Source organism: Pseudoalteromonas sp. 11L1 (assembly GCF_055397545.1).
Genome location: NZ_AP041141.1, coordinates 888,124 through 906,655, shown reverse-complemented (window position 1 = coordinate 906,655; position 18,532 = coordinate 888,124). Strand labels below are relative to the sequence as shown.

Below are 18,532 nucleotides of genomic sequence, written 5' to 3'. Positions count from 1 at the left end.
TGCAATAAATACTTACAACTTATATCCGTAAACAAAACCCTCTGTGGTACTACATCTATTTTACTTGTTGATATACACGCCAATTAAATATATCTTGGATGATAGAAACTTTATTACCAATTTAAAATCCAACCCAGCTTAGGAGAAGAATTATGCTGAAGCGTGTAGAAAAAGCTCAACAAAAGTGGGGGGGTAGCCATACGGTCATCGACAATTGGTTAAACGAACGCCAAGAGCTGATTGTGCTTTATTGTAAAATTGCAGGCTTTTCACCTTACGAGAAAAAAGATCAGTCTTTGCCTGAACCGTCTCAAATTCAAGCTTTTTGCCAAATATTGATGGATTACCTATCGGCTGGGCACTTTGAAGTGTACGACGATATTGCTAAAGCTTGCGAAAAGAAAGGCCTAGAAAGCCAACAACTGGCAAATACTATATACCCACGTATTTCAGATACCACAGACATTGCTCTGGATTTTAACGATAAATACGCTGAAGTAGACGCTGAAGATTTATTAGTAGGATTTGATAATGACCTATCGGTAATGGGTGAAGCACTGGAAGCGCGCTTTGCACTTGAAGATGAGTTAATTGATAACTTATATTCTAATCACGCAGATTAATCAGTTTTTCAGTGCAATAAAAAAGGGACCTAGGTCCCTTTTTTGTTTTATATAAATACTTATTCTGCAGCGGCAGCTTCTGCATCATTTTGAATTTCTAATAACTCAACTTCAAAAATAAGTGTTGAATTAGCAGGAATTTTACCTAAATCACGGTCACCGTAAGCAAGGTCTGAAGGAATGGTAAATTTGTACTTAGAACCAACAGTCATAAGCTGTAAGCCTTCAGTCCAACCAGGAATAACACGGTTTAGTGGGAAAGTTGTTGGCTCGTTACGTGAATAAGAGCTATCAAATTCAGTACCGTCTAAAAGAGTACCTTTATAATGTACTTTAACCACGTCAGTCGCTACTGGCTTAGCGCCTTCGCCTTGGCTCAATACTTCGTACTGTAAACCAGACTCAGTAACCATTACGCCTTCTTTGTTAGCATTCTCAGCTAGGTATTTTTCACCCTCAACTTTGCTTTTTTCAGACTCAACCTTTGCTTTTTCTTCTTGTTTAGTGCGCACTGACTCATCTAATGCTGTTAATACTTCACGAATTTTTTCTTCGTCAATTTTAGCATTACCGGCAAGTGCATCTTCAAAACCACGCATTAATAATGCTTGATCTAATTCGATACCAATTTCTTTTTTATCCGCTAGGTCTTTATTTAAAAAGTTACCTACAGATGCCCCAATACCGTAAGCTTGTTGTTGCGCTACAGTATCTAGTTTAACGTCTGCTTGCTCTTTTTTTGCTTCTTGATTACAAGCTGTAAGCGCTAAAACTGACGCTGCAATCAATGACAATTTAATCGTCTTTCTCATTTTAAATCTCCGACACACTTTGCAGTTGTCATTTATTGTAATATTACTAGTTAAAGATTAACGGCCTACATGGTAGGCTGCTTGTTTAATAGCTAAACTAAAAACATATCCAGTGATTAGACAAACAACCTAGGCGTTTTTCGCAACCTAGTCTAACCTCTCAGTCACGAAGAGTTAAGAGGAAATACCTGTAATATGTCGTTATTTCGTACTTTTTTAGTTGCTACCTGCTGTTTATTAACAATTGCATGTAGTGATGAAAAACAACAAGCAGTGGCTAGTTTTGAGCACACGGCACAAGGTGCTTTCTCATCCGCACTCTCGCATGATGGTCAATACAGCTTAGTGTCTTCTATCAATCATGGGGTCGCACTTTGGGATAATCAACAGCAAGCCCTTAAATACCAATGGTTTCAACAACAAGCGCAAGACAGCCTTGTTTACGCTGTAGCCATTGCTTTTGATAATAGCGTGGCGGTTACCGCCGAAAAAACCACCTTCGCCGTTTGGGATATTGCCACAGGCAGAAATAAAGGCTTTTATAAAATACAAAAAGCCAGCATCCGCGATATTGCCATTAGTAATCAAGGCAACAGTGTTGTGTACGGGCGCAGCGATGGCGTTGTAGTATTTATAAACCTTAACACAGGCAGACGCATTGAATTTTTAGGCCATCAAGATAAAGTAAACACCGTAGACCTATCACCTAATGGGCGCTATGCATTGAGCGGCTCAAACGATTATGTGGCCTACTTATGGGATACCCAAAGTGGACAAGTTATTCATCGCTTTAATCACCCAACCCGAGTAACCCGAGTCGCTTTAGATCCTCAAGGGCGTTATGCTTTTACCGCCGACAGTATGGCACAAGCAAATGTATGGAAGCTGACTACAGGTGACCTTGTTAGTAAACTAAAGTATATTGCGCGTCAGAAAATTTTTACTGCGGTGCGCTTTAACGACCAAGGCACTTTATTAGCAACCGGTTCACCGAACAAACGAGTGGATTTATGGCAGCTAAATAGTGGTGAAAAAATTCAAACATGGCAAGTGACCCCGCGAGAAGGCAGCAAGCCAAAATCAGCAGTGGTACTTGATGTGACATTTACAGATAACGGTAAATCATTGTTAACTGAAAGCTCAAGCGGAATCGCTGAGCGCTTTATTATACGAGAACCAAATGAACACAATTGAACATCGGTTAATGGAACTTGAGGCTAAAGTGGCTTTTCAAGACGAAACGATTGAAATTTTAAATGATGAAATAAAAGTTCACCAGCAACAGTTGGCAAAAATAAAGCGCCAAACCGAGTTGCTGGCTGAAAAACTGAAAGAATCGCAGTCATCGCAGCCTATGATGTCGAATATGCCAGAGCCACCGCCGCCGCATTATTAAGCACTACTAGCAAGGCGCTAGTCGCCTGGATTAAACACGCCAATGATCTGTTCAAATTGGCGTGTTGATGCCTGTACTGCTTGCTCTGGTTGAGCCATTTTATGACCACACTGCATACATTCAACTTTTTCTACGTCGTGCTCTTTGTAAAGCATTAACATATCCATAGTTTTACACTCAGGACACGTTGCTCCAGCAATAAATCGTTTTTTATGTTTCACTTCGCTTTTCCTACCGTTTTGACTAACGTTATTTTATCGCAATATTTACCTACTTGATACGATTGATATGGCTAATAAGATCCGTGTTATAATGGCGGCAATTCAATCAAGGCACAGTAAAGTAACGTATTTATGATCCAAATCTCAGAAATAGAACTGCTTCGCGGTGGCAAAGCTTTATTAAAAAATGCATCAGCTACACTATTCCCAGAGCACAAAGTAGGCCTTGTTGGTGCCAATGGCTGTGGTAAGTCAACGCTATTTAGTTTATTAAAGTCTGAGCTTTCGTTGGATGGCGGTAATTGCAGTATTCCTAAAGATTGGTCACTGGCCTCAGTAAAGCAAGAAACGCCCGCCCTTGAAATAAGCGCCATAGATTACGTACTGCAAGGCCACCCTGAATACTACGCACTAAGAATTGCGTTGCGTGAAGCCGAGCAAAATAACGATGGCGACACTCAAGCTAAGGTGCATATTCAGCTTGAAAATATTAAAGGCTATAGCATTGAAGCCAAAGCAGGTGAGCTGTTACATGGTTTAGGCTTTGCTAATAATCAAATAGAAAACCCGGTAAGTGCATTTTCGGGTGGTTGGCGCATGCGCTTAAACTTAGCCCAAGCGCTTATTCGCGATGCCGACTTACTGTTACTGGATGAGCCAACAAACCACCTAGATTTAGATGCCGTGTATTGGCTCGAGCGTTTTTTACGTGCCTACACCGGCACGCTAGTACTTATTTCTCACGACCGTGAGTTTTTAGATGCTGTAGTTGATCAAATTTGGCATATAGATAAACAACTTATTAATGTGTACAAAGGTAACTACTCGCAGTTTGAACGCCAAAAAGCTGAGCGCCTATTGCAGCAGCAAGCCATGTTTGAAAAACAACAAGAACAAATAGCGCATCTTGAGCAGTTCATTACCCGCTTTAAAGCCAAAGCTAGTAAAGCCAAACAGGCACAAAGCCGTGTTAAAGCGCTAGAGCGAATGGAAAAACTTGCCCCAGCACACGTTGACTCGCCATTTGATTTTGAATTTGCCGAGCCAACCGCTCTGCCTAACCCGTTAATGACACTCGACAAAGCCAAAGCCGGTTATGGCGATGTCACCATTTTAAACAGTATTAAGCTGAACTTAGTACCAGGCAGCCGTATTGCACTACTTGGCAGAAATGGCGCAGGTAAATCAACACTGATTAAATTACTATCAGGTGACTTACAACCTCAAGCAGGTGAAGTGTTTCAGCATCAAGGCTTAAACATTGGCTACTTTGCGCAGCATCAACTGGAGTCTCTAGATTTAAAGGCCAGTGCCGTCACTCACCTGCAACGCTTAAACCCTAAAGCCAGCGAACAATCATTGCGTGACTTTTTAGGCGGTTTTGCCTTTGTAGGCGATAAAGCACTCGACCCTGTAGCTCCCTTTTCTGGCGGTGAAAAAGCCCGTTTAGTACTGGCTATGTTGGTTTATCAAAAACCAAATTTACTACTACTCGATGAGCCAACCAACCACCTTGATTTAGAAATGCGCCACGCTTTAGTTATGGCATTACAAGGCTTTGAAGGCGCTATGGTCACGGTATCGCATGACCGTCATATGCTTAAAAATACCGCCGATGAATTTTATTTAGTTGATAATGGCGAGGTCACCCAATTTGGCTACGACCTAGATGCATATTATCAGTGGCTGCTTAATGCTAATAAAGAAGCCGCTAAAAACGACACCGATGAAGAGCCAAAAGCCCATTCACAAGTTAACCGTAAAGAGCAAAAGCGCTTAGAGGCAGAGTTTAGAAAAGCGATTCAGCCGCTGAAAAAGCAAATTGAAAAACTTGAAAAGCAATTAGATAAGTTTGCTGCAGAACTAGCTGACGTTGAAGAGGCACTAGGCGATAACACTCTCTATAACGACGAAAATAAAGGCAAGCTTAAAGAGTTAATTACTAAACAAGCCACACTTACGCCTAAGCTTAACGATGTTGAAGAAGAGCTACTTATGGCTCTTGAAGAAATGGAACAAAAAGAGCAGGCATTCGCCGATGAACTTGCTTAACAGCAACGATTTTTGGCAGTTTGCATGTAACCTTTATAGCAAAGGTGACATGCAAACGCGCCTGTTGGATTATCAAAACCAGCTAGGTAAAAACGTAAACCTATGCTTATTGCTTTACTACTTAGATTCTCTCAATCTAACAATTAACCAAACACAGCTAAACAAGCTTGAACAATCAATTAGTGAGTTTGATAAGCTGGCATTGAAGCCTCTACGAGCCACACGTGCCTACTTAAAAGCCAATCAAGCCGAGATTACAGATTACGCCGCAATTCGAAAAGCACTTCTCGGTGCCGAGCTAAAATTAGAAAAGCAGCAACAAATAATATTGATTGATGAAGTTAATAGTATGAATTTAACACCTTGTGCAACGCCCAATAACAGCGATAAATATTTGACATAATTTTTCACTATTAATTTCATCAGATCATAAAGCCATTTATATTATGAATATTAGCTCTTATATACATGGTTACTTTGGTTTACTTTTATACACCAAGCTATATATCTTTAGTTTTGTATTGAAATACCTCTTCTAAAGGTAAGTTAAAAACTAAAGAAATTTTAAAAGCCACCTCTAAAGTGGGTGAATATTTATTTGCCTCAATTGCCATTACCGTTTGCCGCGTTACGCCAATAGCATCCGCTAACTGCTTTTGCGTCATTTCATCGCGTAAAAAGCGTAATGTTCGAATAGAGTTAGTTATTGCATACTCACTCATAGATATCACCCGTTCTGCCTTTATAAAGCTGCGCTATGTAATTGACTATTTCGGCAATCAAAAAAGCGCCTACCATGATATGCATTGGTAAATATGGAATATTATATTCGATAGCTGGGCCCCAGTTATTAGCTTCAATTTGATATTGAAAAATAGCAGCACAAATTCCCGCCTGTAAGATTATGGCCTTGTATTTATAACCCACTAAATTTATTTGCTTTTCTCTAACATCAGGTGGCTGATTTAATTCATTATCACTGATAAATGTAAGTAATAAATAGCTCAATACTATAAGTATCACAGAATAAATTAACACCTGTAGCAATAAGCCAGATAACCAAGAAACAGAACTAAGCTGCTGCGTACTCGCATTCATTAGGCTGTTTACATAAAAGTAAGATATGTACACGCTTACTAGTAAATCGATACTCAGCGTCAGTTCTCTAAAACTTATGCTTTGTAAAAGTTCTTTAAAGTGCTCTGAACGAGTCATATAAAGCTAACTCCAAGTAAAATATTTTTGACTTTTAAACTATAAGTTCACTTTTTAGCCATGTCAAATATATTTAACACCAGGTTTATTTTATTTAACCTAAAACAAAGCAACGGTTATTCAAAGCTGAACTTTGCTGACCATCTTTATTATAAAAGTGATTAAAAAATCGCAGATAATTTACTAAAAAGTGCAAAATCGACTTAACTTTATTGATCAAAATCAACATCTGCATTGCCCATTTTATAATCTGTAAAATAGCTTGATCTGGATCATATCAAGTACCACTGAGCCAGCCTATGATTACCCCATAGACATCAGGAGGCAATTATGGACGTATTCTTTAGAGATTTTTTTAGCGACCCAGTACTATTTTTATCATTTGGATTTTTAGGCGTCGTTATTAGTTTATGCCTCTTCTTTGTGTATTTTTTCATGAAAAAAGTACACGATGCAGATATTAAAGAACAGCATTAAGCACGACGCACAAAGCGCCTTATTAGTTTACTGATTAGGCGCTTTTTATTTTTAAATATAAAAAATTTGCTACACTAGCGCTTCGTTAATTGCAAAGTGCGTAGTACAGACATGATCCCTAAGTTCAAACCCGCATGGTGGATGACCAACCGACACGTTCAAACCATAATACCGCGTTTTTTCCGCCCTTTTCATCATACTCGCTACGAACTTGCGCAACTTGATACGCCCGACGGAGACTTTATTGAGCTTGCTTGGTCACTCCCGCATAACGAAAAAGCACCACTCGCAGTGGTACTTCATGGACTTGAAGGCAATATCAACAGTTTTTATGCCAAAGGCATGATGAAGGCATTAAAAAAGCAAGGCTTTGCTGTCGTATTGATGCACTTTAGAAACTGCTCAACCGAAGTAAACCGCTTACCAAGAGCCTACCATAGTGGCGACACCGCCGATTTAGCTTTTTTTATAAATCATTTAAAACAACAGTTTCCAAATCGCCCTATTGTAGCGGTGGGTTTTTCATTGGGTGGTAATGTACTGGCTAAGTATTTAGGCGAAGAAAACATTCACTGCCCGCTTAACGCAGCTGCCGTGATATCTGCGCCCTATGATTTATCATCATCTAGTGATGTTATTCGTAAAAGCTTAGGTAAAATTTATCAAAAATATTTGCTCGATCGAATGAAAAAGTCGATGCAACGTAAATTACCGCAAATTAAACAACAGATACCGATCACCACTGATCAATTAATGGAAATTGACGATTTATTAGAGTTCGATAACCAGCTTACAGCACCGTTGCATGGCTTTGAGAATGCACACGATTACTACAAAAAAGCCAGTGCGATGCCGTACTTAAAAGATATTGCGACACCTACACTAATTATCCATGCCAAAGACGACCCTATGCTGTCGATTAAAGCGGTTCCAAGTAGTCAGGATGTAAGTGAGCATGTTACGCTGCGTATCTCTGAAAAAGGCGGCCACGTTGGTTTTATTAGCGGTAACAACCCGTTTAAACCGGTGTATTGGTTAGAGCAAGTGGTGCCTGATTATTTTAAGCAATGTGTATTTAATAACACCGATAAAGAGTGACTATGATTATTCCTTTTGAACAACTTGATAAAGACACACTGTACAACCTAATTGAAAGCTATGTACTGCGTGAAGGCACAGATTATGGCGAACAAGAATTCAGTATTGAAAGTAAAGTGGCGCAAGTAAATCAGCAATTAAAAAGCGGCGAAGCTATGGTGTTTTTCTCTGAACTGCACGAATCGGTCACCATAATCTCTAAAAGTGAATTCAAAGCACTGCAAAGTGAAGCGCAATTCGACGAGTAAACTTGTCAGACACGACGTAAAAATAGACAATGGTTTTTTTAACTCAAAGAGCCATTATAAATGATAAAACTAAGCTCACTAGTTGCTGCAATGTCGATTGCATTAACCGGCGCAGTCAGCGCTGAAATAACCCCTTCAGATAAAGCAATTAAGCTTGCTCACGATACCATTTTAATCGACACTCACATTGATGTACCTTACCGCATTCATGATAAATGGGCGGATGTAACTAAAGCCACTGAGGGCGGCGATTTTGATTACCCTCGTGCAGTAAAAGGCGGTTTAAACGCGCCATTTATGTCGATTTATATTCCTGCTCATTTAGAGTTTGAAGGCAAAGGAAAAAGCTTCCAATTAGCGAATCAATTAATTGATGGTATGGAAGCGATTGCGTTTCGTGCTCCAGATAAGTTTGCCATTGCTGACTCAACACAAGACATTGAGCAACAGTTCAAGGACAATAAAATATCAATCGCCATGGGCATGGAAAACGGATCGCCTATCGAGGGCGAAATGAAAAACCTACAACACTTCTTTGATCGTGGCGTACGTTACATCACCCTAGCTCACTCGCAAAGCAATCATATTTCTGACTCATCATACGATATTCGTCGCAAGTGGAAAGGCTTAAGCCCATTCGGTAAAGAGCTAGTAAAAGAGATGAATAACATCGGCATGCTGATTGATGTATCGCATATTTCGGACGATGCATTTTATCAAGTAATGGAATTGTCTAACACACCCGTTATTGCATCACACTCTTCACTACGTAAATATACGCCTGGTTTTGAGCGTAATATGAATGACGACATGCTGTTAGCCCTTAAGAAGAACGGTGGTGTGATTCAAATTAATTTTGGTTCAAGTTTTGTTACTTCAAAAGCCGGAAGTTGGTACGATCAATTCAAAAGTAAAAAGCAAACAATTACTGAAGAAGGCAAAAAAGTAGCTAAAGATTTTGATGCTATGTACCGCGCTAAAAATCCATTCCCATTTGCTAGTCTTGAGCAAGTGCTTGATCATATTGATCACGTTGTGAAACTAATTGGTATCGATCATGTTGGTATTGGCTCTGATTACGACGGTGTAGGTGACTCACTGCCTATCGGCTTAAAGGATGTATCTAGCTACCCTAACCTAGTTCAAGGTTTGATGGACAGAGGTTACAGCGATACCGATATTAAAAAGATTTTAAGCGGTAATACACTAAGAGTGTGGAAGCAAGCTGAGCAATACGCAAAATCGCATTAAGCTTTATGCGCTAGGCTTAGGTCTAGCGCTTTTAGCCACTTAAAACACCGTATTTCGCCACTCACGCCCCGCCTTCTTAATTAATCCGTATATATCATCTTCATTTAACACACTTTTTAACAGACTTATATTTCGAAAACAGATAAATTACCCATTTTAGAGGCAGATTATTTTATGACTATAAACAAAGGAACTATTGCGATTACTATAGCAACACTTGCCTTGGTAATTTCATGCTACGGAACATTTTTTAAAAATCAGCCCAGTTCGCTTAATAAACCCAAGCAGCAACAGCTAAGCCCCACAGTTTCTATTAGTACTCCTGCAGAATACCAGCAATCAAATGAAGCCTTAATTGACGAACTAAGCAAGAAAGTAAGTTCGCTACAACGCCAATTAGCTAACTTAAAACTACACGCTAATGGCTCTTATCAAGAACAAGATACCGACGAATTTAAGGAACTTGTTCTTAACGTACTTGAGGAAAAGCAGCAGCAAGAAGCTGAGGAACTGCGCGAGCAAAATCCTCTTTATGGTTTTTATGCAGATTTACCAGAAGACTATGATTTAAGGATCAAATCAGAACCAGATTATGCTAAACAAATAAACTCTCAATTAAGAGAGCAAACTTTAGATCCAAGCATGGCAGATTTAGATAGGTTAGCTGCACTTAGCCAACTGCAAATGAATATGTATATTCTAAATAAATCTACTATGCCTGAGTATGACTATGAAGTAGTAGGTAACATTTTAAATTTAGCGAACAACAGTAGTGACGAAAAATTTAAAATTCAAGCTGTTGAGTTAACAACTCAAACACCGGTACTTGATTACCGCCTTGCAGAACAATTTACAAACTTGTTAGAGCGAGACACGAATGATTATATCCGTCGCTTAGCTGCACAAGGGTTGATGGCGCAATACTACCAAGCTCAAAATAAACAAGATGGTTATACGAAGCAAATGGCGCAGCATCTACTTTCAGTTTATAACAATAGCTCTGACAATGCAGTCAGGGCAACGCTTGACGAAATGATGGGTAACCAAGATATGCTTGATGAGTTACGTAAGAATGCTGGTTACTAACTGATTAAGTTCATGCTCCTACTCTGTTACAGCGATAACATTAATACTTTTACTTCAGACATTAAAAAACCCGAGGCTAAGCTCGGGTTTTTTTAATGCTTAATGCATTACAACAGTTGATTACTTAACGATAATTGCCACAAAGCACCTACGCCTAAGGTAAGAGCGCCACCTTCATGCTTTATCCTCTAAGTTCGATAAAACTTAACTCAAGTGACAATGTTAAAATTAACACCGAGCTGCTTTACCTAAAACTTTCAACCTTGCACCTGAAACCTGTATTTTATTGCAGGTATTAAAAAACCCGAGACTAAGCTCGGGTTTTTTTAATGCTTAATGCACTACAACTGTTGATTACTCAACGATAGTTGCAACAACACCAGCACCAACAGTACGGCCACCTTCACGGATAGCGAAACGAAGACCTTCGTCCATCGCGATTGGCGCGATTAGAGTTACTGTCATCTTAACGTTATCACCAGGCATTACCATTTCTACGCCTTCTGGTAACTGTACGTCACCTGTTACGTCAGTTGTACGGAAGTAGAACTGTGGACGGTAACCTTTGAAGAATGGAGTATGACGACCACCTTCATCTTTAGAAAGTACGTATACTTCTGAAGTGAATGTTGTGTGTGGGTTGATTGAACCAGGCTTAGCTAGTACTTGACCACGTTCAACGTCTTCACGCTTAGTACCACGTAGAAGTGCACCAATGTTCTCACCAGCACGACCTTCGTCAAGCAGCTTACGGAACATCTCAACACCAGTACAAGTAGACTTAGTCGTCTCTTTGATACCAACGATTTCAACTTCGTCATTCACGTTGATGATACCAGCTTCAACACGACCAGTTACAACAGTACCACGGCCTTGGATTGAGAAAACGTCTTCGATAGGCATGATGAATGGCTTATCGATGTCACGCTCTGGCTCTGGAATGTAAGAATCTAGTGCTTCTGCAAGCTCAACGATCTTGTCTTCCCACTGCTTTTCGCCTTCAAGTGCTTTAAGTGCAGAACCTTGAATTAGTGGTAAGTCATCACCTGGGAAGTCGTATTCAGAAAGAAGTTCACGAACTTCCATTTCTACTAGCTCAAGTAGCTCTTCATCATCAACCATGTCACATTTGTTCATGAATACAACGATGTAAGGAACGCCAACTTGGCGAGAAAGTAGGATGTGCTCACGAGTTTGTGGCATAGGACCGTCAGTCGCAGCAACTACTAAGATAGCGCCGTCCATTTGAGCAGCACCAGTGATCATGTTTTTAACATAATCGGCGTGACCAGGACAATCTACGTGTGCGTAGTGACGAGTAGGTGTATCGTACTCAACGTGTGAAGTTGAGATTGTGATACCACGCTCGCGCTCTTCTGGAGCGTTATCGATTGATGCGAAATCTTTAGCAACACCGCCGTATACTTTTGCAAGTACGTTAGTGATTGCTGCAGTTAGTGTAGTTTTACCGTGGTCAACGTGGCCGATTGTACCAACGTTTACGTGCGGTTTTACGCGTTCAAACTTTTCTTTTGCCATGACGGAACCTATCAGTTTTGTGTATCTAGATTACATATGAAAATAATCCACCATAGGTAGATTAAGTTAATTTTTTCAAATTTCAAATAGTTTTTTCTGACAGATAAAGGAAGTGTTTAAGGAGATTCAATTGACTGGTGCTGATAGGCAGATTTGAACTGCCGACCTCACCCTTACCAAGGGTGCGCTCTACCAACTGAGCTATATCAGCATCATCAAATTGGAGCGGGCAGCGGGAATCGAACCCGCATCATCAGCTTGGAAGGCTGAGGTAATAGCCATTATACGATGCCCGCTTTAAGGAACCTGTTCTTAAACTACCTCTAACCGTCTAGAATAAAGTGGTGGAGGGAGCTGGATTCGAACCAGCGAAGGCTGAGCCGTCAGATTTACAGTCTGATCCCTTTGGCCGCTCGGGAACCCCTCCACGATAATTCTTTATACTAAGCACTTCCGGTAAAAGGAAAGTGGTGCCGACTAACCGAGTCGAACGGTTGACCTACTGATTACAAGTCAGTTGCTCTACCAGCTGAGCTAAGTCGGCACTGCTTTAGTACGGGGCGAGATTCTAGAGTAAGGTTTATTGGGATGCAACCAAAAAATTAAAAAAAATGTGATTTTATGCTGCAAACGCTCACTATTCGCGCAAAAAGCAGTTTTTTTGTTGTTTTTAACTCTTTTTAGCTAACTCATACCAGTAATTTAAGCCTTTCATCACTAGCATTGGGTCGAAAATACTGTCTGAAAAATGCCCTTGTAATAGCTGACCATAACCACCAGCAAAAATTAAAAGGCTATTTTTTGTATTCAAATGCAGCTTTGCTTGTTCAATTGCGCCAATAGTTGCCACTAAAGCGCCATTTTTTAATCCGTTAGGGGTATTTTTGCCAAGCTCATTAGCAAATGGCGTGTTTGCATCATCAAATACGCGCTGAGTATTTTGGGTGAGTGAGGCGGTCATTAAATCAAGCCCTGGTAATATCCAACCACCTAAGTGCTGCCCATCATTATTAAGGACGTCTATAGTCGTTGCCGTGCCTGCATCAACAACAATTGCGGCCGTATTAGGGTAAAGCGAATAACCACTAATGAGCGCCAACCATCTATCTATACCCAAATTACCCACTTGTTGATACGCGCAATGCAACGTACCGAGTTCATGACTAACCGTAGCCTCAAAGCAATCGACATTTTGTGCTTGGGCTTTTTCTAATAGCTGCTTGAGTAATTCACTACGGCCCACACAAGCGTAAACAACAACCGTAATTTGCAGCCATGGAATATTATTAGTATCGCATGGCTGTATTTGCCCATCTTGCCACAATACAGCTTTGAGTGAGGTATTACCTACATCAATGAGTAATCTCATGCTTGTGCCTTTCTTAATGAAATCTCACCGCCATAATAACTTTTCACTTCACCGTCTTGGCGAATACGTACACCACCATGCGCATCTATACCTTCACAAATGCCACACCAACTACGATGTCCGGTATTAAGCTCTACCTGCTGACCAGCAAATGCATTTAATGCATTCCATTGTTGATACATAGTTTGTAAGCCATTCTCACGATATTGCGCTAAGCGTTGCTCTAAACAATAAGTTAATGAAGCTACTAGTTGATTTTTATCTAGCTGCTGGGTGTGCTGACTTAAATCGGTCCACGCTTGGTCAATGTACTGACTGGCACTTTGTGGCATATTTAAATTAATACCAATCCCTATTACCAACTGACATGGCCCTTGTGGCTGCCCATCTAATTCTACCAAGACACCTGCGAGTTTTTGTTTGTTTATATAAATGTCGTTTGGCCATTTAAGCTCTACTTCAATACCATAAAGTGCTTTTATCGCATCATACACCGCTAAACCAACAGCAATCGATACGCCCATCGCGGCTTGTAAACCATCATCTAAGCGCCAAAAATAACTGTAGTATAAGTTTGCACCAAAGGGTGATTGCCATACTCGGCCTCGACGCCCCCGCCCTGCTTGCTGCATTTCGGCTACAATCACGGTACCCGATTTTAGTGCTGCTTTAGCTTGAATGCGGCGCATTAACTCGCTGTTGGTTGAATCAATCAGTGGTTGCACTTCAATATTCGCGGTATTAGCGCCTAACTCAGCATAGTGCTGCTGTATGCTTTGCTGATTAAGTAAACCTACTTGGTTATTTAAGCAATAGCCTTTACCTGTAACTTTAAATACATCTAAGCCCATAGCCTGTAAGCTTTGAATATGCTTACTTACCGCCGCGCGACTTATTCCTAATTCATCGCCTAGTGCTTGCCCAGAGACGAACCCACCTTCATTCAGTGCATTTAAAATAGCCAGCTTGTTTCCATCAGGTGCCTTCATACTGATTGCTCCAAAGAGATATGGCATTCATTGTGTTGATCAATTAACCGCACTTCATGTTCTAAACTTATGTTGTAACGTGTTAAAACAATATCCTGAATGTGAGCAATCATATTAATTAAATCATCCCCTGTACTATTACCATGATTAACTAGTACCAGCGCTTGTTGTTGATGCACTTCTATACCTGCAATTTTATATCCCTTCAATCCCGCTTGCTCTATTAACCACCCTGCAGCCACTTTATGGTGACCGGCACCATGCGGGTAATGAGGTACCTCAGGATATGTCGTAATTAACTGCGCTAATTCACTATTGGTGATAATAGGGTTCTTAAAAAAACTGCCCGCATTAGCCAGCTTATAGGGATTTGGGAGTTTGCTGTTACGCGTTTGTATCACTTGTGCGCACACTTGCTGTGGCGTCGGGTTTTTTAGTTGTTGTAGCGGGCCATAACTGAGTACTGGCTGCCATATTTTGGACAACTTAAAGTGCACTTGGGTGATCACTGCTTTATTTTTTAGCGCGTGTTTAAATACCGATTCACGATAAGCAAAGTGACATTGCTGATTAGTTAAAGATTTAAAGCTACCGCTATCAATATCAAAATAGTCAACAGCTTCAATAAACTGAGCTATTTCTACGCCATAGGCACCAATATTTTGTACTGGTGCAGCACCGACTGTACCAGGTATGAGGGCTAAGTTTTCAAACCCCGCGATACCTTGCTCCAGCAAGTAAGTCACTAATTGATGCCAATTTTCACCGGCAGCTACACTAACTAAAAAGTCATGCGAGCGCTCAGTTATAGTAATGCCTTGGGTTGCCATTTTAATGACCGTGCCTGCATAGTCATTTAAAAAAATAGTATTGCTGCCCTCACCCAACAAACAAAAAGGGACTTTAAAGCACTGACTTTTAAGCTGCGCTGAGTCGGTAATCTCGACAAAATTTTGGCATTGGCTACTTAATGCAAATGTATGTAAGGGTTGTAATGAGTGCGGCACAAAGCCCTCTAAAGGTAGCAGTAATTAATCGCTCTAGTTTAACTCATCGTCGCAAATTGCGCATCAGCTTGTAAAAATTGTTCAACCCACTGCAGCAATCATGATATAAAACCTGCACTTTTTTTATTTGTACTCAAGGTAATTATGAAAATCAAACCTCTTTTTTTAAGCCTAGCTATGGCAGGTATGTGCTCGCAAGCAATGGCCAGCGCTATTGATCAAAATTCCTACGCCAACCTTGATGATGTTATCACCACGCATTTAAACCTTGATTTAGACATCGACTTTGCTGATAAGCAATTGGAAGGTTTTGTTGAGCATACGCTACAGTGGCAAAATGCCAACAGTAAAAAGCTAGTACTTGATACCCGTGACCTTGATATTGATAAAGTGATGTATCAAACGGCAAATGGTAATTGGCATAAAGCTAGTTTCAACCTTGCTAACCGCGATGATGTTAAAGGCTCAAAACTAACTATTACCTTTAAAAATCAAGCACAAAAAGTTCGTATTTACTATAACAGCCGCCCAGAAGCGTCTGGCTTACAGTGGTTAACGCCAGAGCAAACTGCCAGTAAAACTCACCCGTTTATGTATAGCCAGTCACAAGCGATTCATGCGCGTAGTTGGATCCCAGTGCAAGACACCCCAGCAATGCGTGTAACTTATAATGCGCGCATTCATACCCCTGAGGATATTCGTGCAGTAATGAGTGCTGATAATAAAGATGCTCTTTATAAAGATGGTGATTACCACTTCACTATGCCACAAGCTATTTCACCTTACTTAATTGCAATTGGTGCAGGTAACTTAGAATTTAAGGCCATGTCTAAGCAAACTGGTATTTTTGCAGAGCCGACTATTTTAGACGCCTCGGTTGCTGAATTTAATGACACCCAAGCGATGATCGACAAAACCAATGCCATGTACGGCGACTATGCATGGGGTCGTTATGATTTACTTATGCTACCACCTAGCTTTCCATTTGGAGGTATGGAAAACCCACGTTTATCATTTATTACCCCAACCGTTGTTGCTGGCGATAAAAGCTTAGTTAACCTGATTGCGCATGAACTTGCACATTCTTGGTCTGGCAACTTAGTGACGAACGCTACATGGGAAGATTTGTGGTTAAACGAAGGTTTTACCTCTTACGTTGAAAACCGCATTATGGAAGAGGTATTTGGGCGTGACCGAGCTGTTATGGAACAAGCACTTGATGCAGCTGGCCTACGTGCGCAACTTAAAACCATTGATGCTCCAGACACACGCCTTAATTTAAAACTTAATGGCCGCGATCCAGATGATGCGTTTAGCTCAGTGCCTTACACAAAAGGTCAGCTATTTTTAATTTACCTAGAAGAAAAATACGGCCGTGATAAGTTTGATGACTTTGTTAAGACCTACTTTAATGAATTTGCATTTAAATCGCTAACCACCGCACAATTTGTTACGTACATCAAAGCTAACTTAATTGAAAAGTATCCAGGCGTAGTGAGCATGGATAAAGTAAACGAGTGGATTTTTCAGCCTGGTTTACCAAGTGATGCACCTAACCCAACTTCTAACGCGTTCGATAAAGTCGATACTGCAACAGCGAGCTGGTTAAAAGGGGATACAACGGCGGCACAATTACCCACTGTAAATTGGACTGTGCATGAGTGGCTACACTTTTTAAACAACTTACCGCGCGATTTAAGCATTGAAAAAATGACTGAATTAGACGGCGAGTTTAACTTAACCCAATCAACCAACGCAGAACGTGCGTTTGCATGGTATATGCTAGCAGTAGGTAATGGTTACCAACCGATTTACCCTGCGCTTGATAAGCATTTATCGGGTATTGGTCGTCGTAAGCTTATCGTGCCGCTTTATAAAGCGCTTATTACCAATGGTAAAAAAGATTGGGCACAAAGCGTGTACTTAAAAGCGCGTCCGGGTTATCACCCACTGGCACAAGGTACTATTGACGCATTATTTAAATAGCATTATCAATAAATTAAAAAGGGCCAACTTGGCCCTTTTTTAATGCTTAATTATTTTGTTACTTTATCTAAAAAAGCCTGCCTTTCAGCGGGCGTTGCTTGTTGCCACCAAAAGTCGAGCATATTGGCAGCGCTTGGCATGCCCTTACCATTAATTGGCGCAATCGGTTTAATTGGGCGACTTGGTTTTTGTGGGCCGGCAGGGGTTTCTGAGGCCTGCTGATTAAACTGTGAACTTTGTAGTTGTCGTTCAGCTATCACATTTAATGGCTCAGCTAAGGTACTGCCTTTTGCTTTTAAGCTTACTTGCGGTGCCTCAGCAAATACTTTTGCTGCCACCGCATTTTCAGCACGATTAAATACTAAGGTGTAATCTTTACCTGCTTCAACGGTTACATTGACCCAAAAGGGCTCTGACTCAATCACTTCGTGATCGTCATAACCTAAATCATATAAATCTGTGTATTTAAGCTTTAACTGATAAGTACCCGGTGCTAAATCAACATCATCAACACGACTAAAAATAGAACTTTCAATGACTCGTTCACCCACTTGTAAAGGAACAAACTCCTCGGGAAAGTGAATGTTTTCTGCCAAACTAGATGCACTCACCAAGAGCGCCGCTACACTGCCTAATAATATTGATTTACGCATAATTACTCCTTTAGTTGATTTCAGTTTGACACTGCTGGCAAAATTTGTCATTAGTGGTATACATATTAATCGAAAAAATTAGAGTCATCATTATGAGTCAAGAGACTATTTTTACTAAAATTATTAATCGTGAAATTCCTGCTGACATTATTTACGAAGACGACCTAGCACTTGCATTTAAAGATATTAACCCTCAAGCACCCTTTCATGCGTTGATTATTCCTAAACAAGCCATTGCCACGATTAATGATGTCACTGAGGAAAACTCACATCTTGTTGGTCATCTATATGTGGTAGCGGCTAAGCTTGCCAAACAACTTAATTTTAGCGATGACGGCTACCGCGTGGTGATGAACTGCAATGAACACGGTGGACAAACCGTTTACCATATTCATTTGCATATGCTAGCGGGAAAAGAAATGGGCTGGCCTCCGTATCAAAACACTAAAAAAGTTGCGCTATAATCACTCATTAAATCCTGTATCTTAAAAAATACATTAAAAATACGGC

Annotated in this window: 20 protein-coding genes and 4 tRNA genes; 11 read left to right on the top strand and 13 right to left on the bottom strand. The window is 40.5% G+C overall.

The genetic code is table 11. The annotated features are described in order from the left end of the window. Window positions 1–152 precede the first annotated feature (152 nt). Window positions 153–623 (top strand): sigma D regulator, encoded by a 471-nt coding sequence (gene rsd / locus ACZ5WS_RS04170; RefSeq protein WP_138608398.1) that lies wholly within the window; start codon window positions 153–155, stop codon window positions 621–623. Between the two features lie 59 nt (window positions 624–682). Here the strand turns inward: rsd and fkpA are convergent, their stop codons facing one another. Next, complete coding sequence (fkpA, locus tag ACZ5WS_RS04165; protein WP_464710823.1) at window positions 683–1,435, bottom strand: FKBP-type peptidyl-prolyl cis-trans isomerase; 753 nt, start codon at window positions 1,433–1,435, stop codon at window positions 683–685. 195 nt (window positions 1,436–1,630) lie between these two features. On the opposite strand from fkpA, the gene ACZ5WS_RS04160 reads away from it, so the two are divergent. Both ACZ5WS_RS04160 and ACZ5WS_RS04155 read left to right on the top strand, forming a co-directional pair. Then, a complete protein-coding gene (locus ACZ5WS_RS04160; protein ID WP_464710822.1) occupies window positions 1,631–2,629 on the top strand; it encodes a WD40 repeat domain-containing protein in 999 nt (332 codons plus the stop codon). Continuing rightward, entirely contained in the window at window positions 2,616–2,831 is a 216-nt protein-coding gene (locus ACZ5WS_RS04155) for a SlyX family protein (RefSeq protein WP_008465625.1), read from the top strand. Before ACZ5WS_RS04160 ends, ACZ5WS_RS04155 begins: the two co-directional genes overlap by 14 nt. 17 nt (window positions 2,832–2,848) lie before the next feature. On the opposite strand, the gene ACZ5WS_RS04150 is transcribed toward ACZ5WS_RS04155, so the two are convergent. Next, window positions 2,849–3,052, bottom strand: coding sequence for a YheV family putative zinc ribbon protein (locus ACZ5WS_RS04150; protein WP_008114218.1), 204 nt, complete (start codon window positions 3,050–3,052; stop codon window positions 2,849–2,851). A gap of 132 nt (window positions 3,053–3,184) precedes the next feature. Here ACZ5WS_RS04150 and ACZ5WS_RS04145 point away from each other — a divergent pair, with 132 nt between their 5' ends. Together ACZ5WS_RS04145 and ACZ5WS_RS04140 are read left to right on the top strand one after the other, a co-directional pair. Continuing rightward, a complete protein-coding gene (locus tag ACZ5WS_RS04145) occupies window positions 3,185–5,104 on the top strand; it encodes an ATP-binding cassette domain-containing protein (protein WP_055012754.1) in 1,920 nt (639 codons plus the stop codon). Further along, window positions 5,091–5,507 carry a TIGR02444 family protein gene (locus tag ACZ5WS_RS04140; RefSeq protein WP_464710818.1) on the top strand — a complete coding sequence of 139 codons (417 nt, stop codon included), beginning with the start codon at window positions 5,091–5,093 and terminating at the stop codon, window positions 5,505–5,507. The genes ACZ5WS_RS04145 and ACZ5WS_RS04140 overlap by 14 nt, the downstream gene beginning before the upstream one ends. Window positions 5,508–5,604: 97 nt before the next feature. On the opposite strand, the gene ACZ5WS_RS04135 is transcribed toward ACZ5WS_RS04140, so the two are convergent. Both ACZ5WS_RS04135 and ACZ5WS_RS04130 read right to left on the bottom strand, forming a co-directional pair. Beyond that, a complete protein-coding gene (locus ACZ5WS_RS04135; RefSeq protein WP_010392331.1) occupies window positions 5,605–5,826 on the bottom strand; it encodes a helix-turn-helix transcriptional regulator in 222 nt (73 codons plus the stop codon). Continuing rightward, the gene (locus tag ACZ5WS_RS04130) at window positions 5,819–6,319 is read right to left on the bottom strand and encodes a hypothetical protein (protein ID WP_464710816.1); all 501 of its coding nucleotides are present in this window, start codon (window positions 6,317–6,319) and stop codon (window positions 5,819–5,821) included. Before ACZ5WS_RS04130 ends, ACZ5WS_RS04135 begins: the two co-directional genes overlap by 8 nt. 588 nt (window positions 6,320–6,907) lie before the next feature. On the opposite strand from ACZ5WS_RS04130, the gene ACZ5WS_RS04125 reads away from it, so the two are divergent. The 4 genes from ACZ5WS_RS04125 to ACZ5WS_RS04110 all read left to right on the top strand — a co-directional run bounded on the left by ACZ5WS_RS04125 (window position 6,908) and on the right by ACZ5WS_RS04110 (window position 10,479). After that, on the top strand, window positions 6,908–7,894 hold the full coding sequence (locus tag ACZ5WS_RS04125) for a hydrolase (protein ID WP_198522179.1): 987 nt from the start codon (window positions 6,908–6,910) through the stop codon (window positions 7,892–7,894). Between the two features lie 2 nt (window positions 7,895–7,896). Then, a complete protein-coding gene (locus ACZ5WS_RS04120; protein WP_008114225.1) occupies window positions 7,897–8,142 on the top strand; it encodes a YheU family protein in 246 nt (81 codons plus the stop codon). A 60-nt stretch (window positions 8,143–8,202) separates the two neighbouring features. After that, window positions 8,203–9,393: a dipeptidase gene (locus ACZ5WS_RS04115; RefSeq protein WP_178956756.1), complete on the top strand. Its 1,191-nt coding sequence runs from the start codon at window positions 8,203–8,205 to the stop codon at window positions 9,391–9,393. A 174-nt stretch (window positions 9,394–9,567) separates the two neighbouring features. Further along, on the top strand, window positions 9,568–10,479 hold the full coding sequence (locus ACZ5WS_RS04110; RefSeq protein WP_198522178.1) for a hypothetical protein: 912 nt from the start codon (window positions 9,568–9,570) through the stop codon (window positions 10,477–10,479). A 354-nt stretch (window positions 10,480–10,833) separates the two neighbouring features. Here the strand turns inward: ACZ5WS_RS04110 and tuf are convergent, their stop codons facing one another. From tuf to murB, 8 genes are all read right to left on the bottom strand, one after another. Continuing rightward, window positions 10,834–12,018, bottom strand: a complete 1,185-nt coding sequence (tuf, locus tag ACZ5WS_RS04105) for an elongation factor Tu (RefSeq protein WP_004589660.1) — start codon at window positions 12,016–12,018, stop codon at window positions 10,834–10,836. Between the two features lie 135 nt (window positions 12,019–12,153). Further along, window positions 12,154–12,229, bottom strand: a tRNA-Thr gene (locus tag ACZ5WS_RS04100). Between the two features lie 10 nt (window positions 12,230–12,239). Next, window positions 12,240–12,314: transfer RNA gene (locus tag ACZ5WS_RS04095), tRNA-Gly, on the bottom strand. Window positions 12,315–12,360: 46 nt separating this feature from the next. Beyond that, a tRNA-Tyr gene (locus ACZ5WS_RS04090) sits at window positions 12,361–12,445 on the bottom strand. A 41-nt stretch (window positions 12,446–12,486) separates the two neighbouring features. Then, window positions 12,487–12,562, bottom strand: a tRNA-Thr gene (locus tag ACZ5WS_RS04085). Window positions 12,563–12,688: 126 nt separating this feature from the next. Then, window positions 12,689–13,387: a type III pantothenate kinase gene (locus ACZ5WS_RS04080; RefSeq protein ID WP_138609570.1), complete on the bottom strand. Its 699-nt coding sequence runs from the start codon at window positions 13,385–13,387 to the stop codon at window positions 12,689–12,691. Continuing rightward, window positions 13,384–14,376, bottom strand: coding sequence for a bifunctional biotin--[acetyl-CoA-carboxylase] ligase/biotin operon repressor BirA (gene birA / locus ACZ5WS_RS04075; RefSeq protein ID WP_138609568.1), 993 nt, complete (start codon window positions 14,374–14,376; stop codon window positions 13,384–13,386). The genes ACZ5WS_RS04080 and birA overlap by 4 nt, the downstream gene beginning before the upstream one ends. Beyond that, entirely contained in the window at window positions 14,373–15,383 is a 1,011-nt protein-coding gene (murB, locus tag ACZ5WS_RS04070; protein ID WP_178956759.1) for a UDP-N-acetylmuramate dehydrogenase, read from the bottom strand. The genes birA and murB overlap by 4 nt, the downstream gene beginning before the upstream one ends. Before the next feature lie 144 nt (window positions 15,384–15,527). Here murB and ACZ5WS_RS04065 point away from each other — a divergent pair, with 144 nt between their 5' ends. Further along, complete coding sequence (locus ACZ5WS_RS04065) at window positions 15,528–17,369, top strand: M1 family metallopeptidase (RefSeq protein WP_138609564.1); 1,842 nt, start codon at window positions 15,528–15,530, stop codon at window positions 17,367–17,369. A gap of 50 nt (window positions 17,370–17,419) precedes the next feature. Here the strand turns inward: ACZ5WS_RS04065 and ACZ5WS_RS04060 are convergent, their stop codons facing one another. Next, the gene (locus tag ACZ5WS_RS04060; RefSeq protein WP_464710808.1) at window positions 17,420–18,022 is read right to left on the bottom strand and encodes a DUF2057 domain-containing protein; all 603 of its coding nucleotides are present in this window, start codon (window positions 18,020–18,022) and stop codon (window positions 17,420–17,422) included. A gap of 92 nt (window positions 18,023–18,114) precedes the next feature. Between ACZ5WS_RS04060 and ACZ5WS_RS04055 the strand changes: the two genes are divergently transcribed. Beyond that, window positions 18,115–18,486, top strand: coding sequence for a histidine triad nucleotide-binding protein (locus tag ACZ5WS_RS04055; protein WP_010392287.1), 372 nt, complete (start codon window positions 18,115–18,117; stop codon window positions 18,484–18,486). Window positions 18,487–18,532 lie beyond the last annotated feature (46 nt).

Coding starts and splice junctions, on each gene's coding strand:
- rsd (WP_138608398.1), top strand. CDS start 153: ATGCTGAAGCGTGTAGAAAAAGCTCAACAAAAGTGGGGGGGTAGCCAT.
- fkpA (WP_464710823.1), bottom strand. CDS start 1,435: ATGAGAAAGACGATTAAATTGTCATTGATTGCAGCGTCAGTTTTAGCG.
- ACZ5WS_RS04160 (WP_464710822.1), top strand. CDS start 1,631: ATGTCGTTATTTCGTACTTTTTTAGTTGCTACCTGCTGTTTATTAACA.
- ACZ5WS_RS04155 (WP_008465625.1), top strand. CDS start 2,616: ATGAACACAATTGAACATCGGTTAATGGAACTTGAGGCTAAAGTGGCT.
- ACZ5WS_RS04145 (WP_055012754.1), top strand. CDS start 3,185: ATGATCCAAATCTCAGAAATAGAACTGCTTCGCGGTGGCAAAGCTTTA.
- ACZ5WS_RS04140 (WP_464710818.1), top strand. CDS start 5,091: ATGAACTTGCTTAACAGCAACGATTTTTGGCAGTTTGCATGTAACCTT.
- ACZ5WS_RS04135 (WP_010392331.1), bottom strand. CDS start 5,826: ATGAGTGAGTATGCAATAACTAACTCTATTCGAACATTACGCTTTTTA.
- ACZ5WS_RS04130 (WP_464710816.1), bottom strand. CDS start 6,319: ATGACTCGTTCAGAGCACTTTAAAGAACTTTTACAAAGCATAAGTTTT.
- ACZ5WS_RS04125 (WP_198522179.1), top strand. CDS start 6,908: ATGATCCCTAAGTTCAAACCCGCATGGTGGATGACCAACCGACACGTT.
- ACZ5WS_RS04120 (WP_008114225.1), top strand. CDS start 7,897: ATGATTATTCCTTTTGAACAACTTGATAAAGACACACTGTACAACCTA.
- ACZ5WS_RS04115 (WP_178956756.1), top strand. CDS start 8,203: ATGATAAAACTAAGCTCACTAGTTGCTGCAATGTCGATTGCATTAACC.
- ACZ5WS_RS04110 (WP_198522178.1), top strand. CDS start 9,568: ATGACTATAAACAAAGGAACTATTGCGATTACTATAGCAACACTTGCC.
- tuf (WP_004589660.1), bottom strand. CDS start 12,018: ATGGCAAAAGAAAAGTTTGAACGCGTAAAACCGCACGTAAACGTTGGT.
- ACZ5WS_RS04080 (WP_138609570.1), bottom strand. CDS start 13,387: ATGAGATTACTCATTGATGTAGGTAATACCTCACTCAAAGCTGTATTG.
- birA (WP_138609568.1), bottom strand. CDS start 14,376: ATGAAGGCACCTGATGGAAACAAGCTGGCTATTTTAAATGCACTGAAT.
- ACZ5WS_RS04065 (WP_138609564.1), top strand. CDS start 15,528: ATGAAAATCAAACCTCTTTTTTTAAGCCTAGCTATGGCAGGTATGTGC.
- ACZ5WS_RS04060 (WP_464710808.1), bottom strand. CDS start 18,022: ATGCGTAAATCAATATTATTAGGCAGTGTAGCGGCGCTCTTGGTGAGT.
- ACZ5WS_RS04055 (WP_010392287.1), top strand. CDS start 18,115: ATGAGTCAAGAGACTATTTTTACTAAAATTATTAATCGTGAAATTCCT.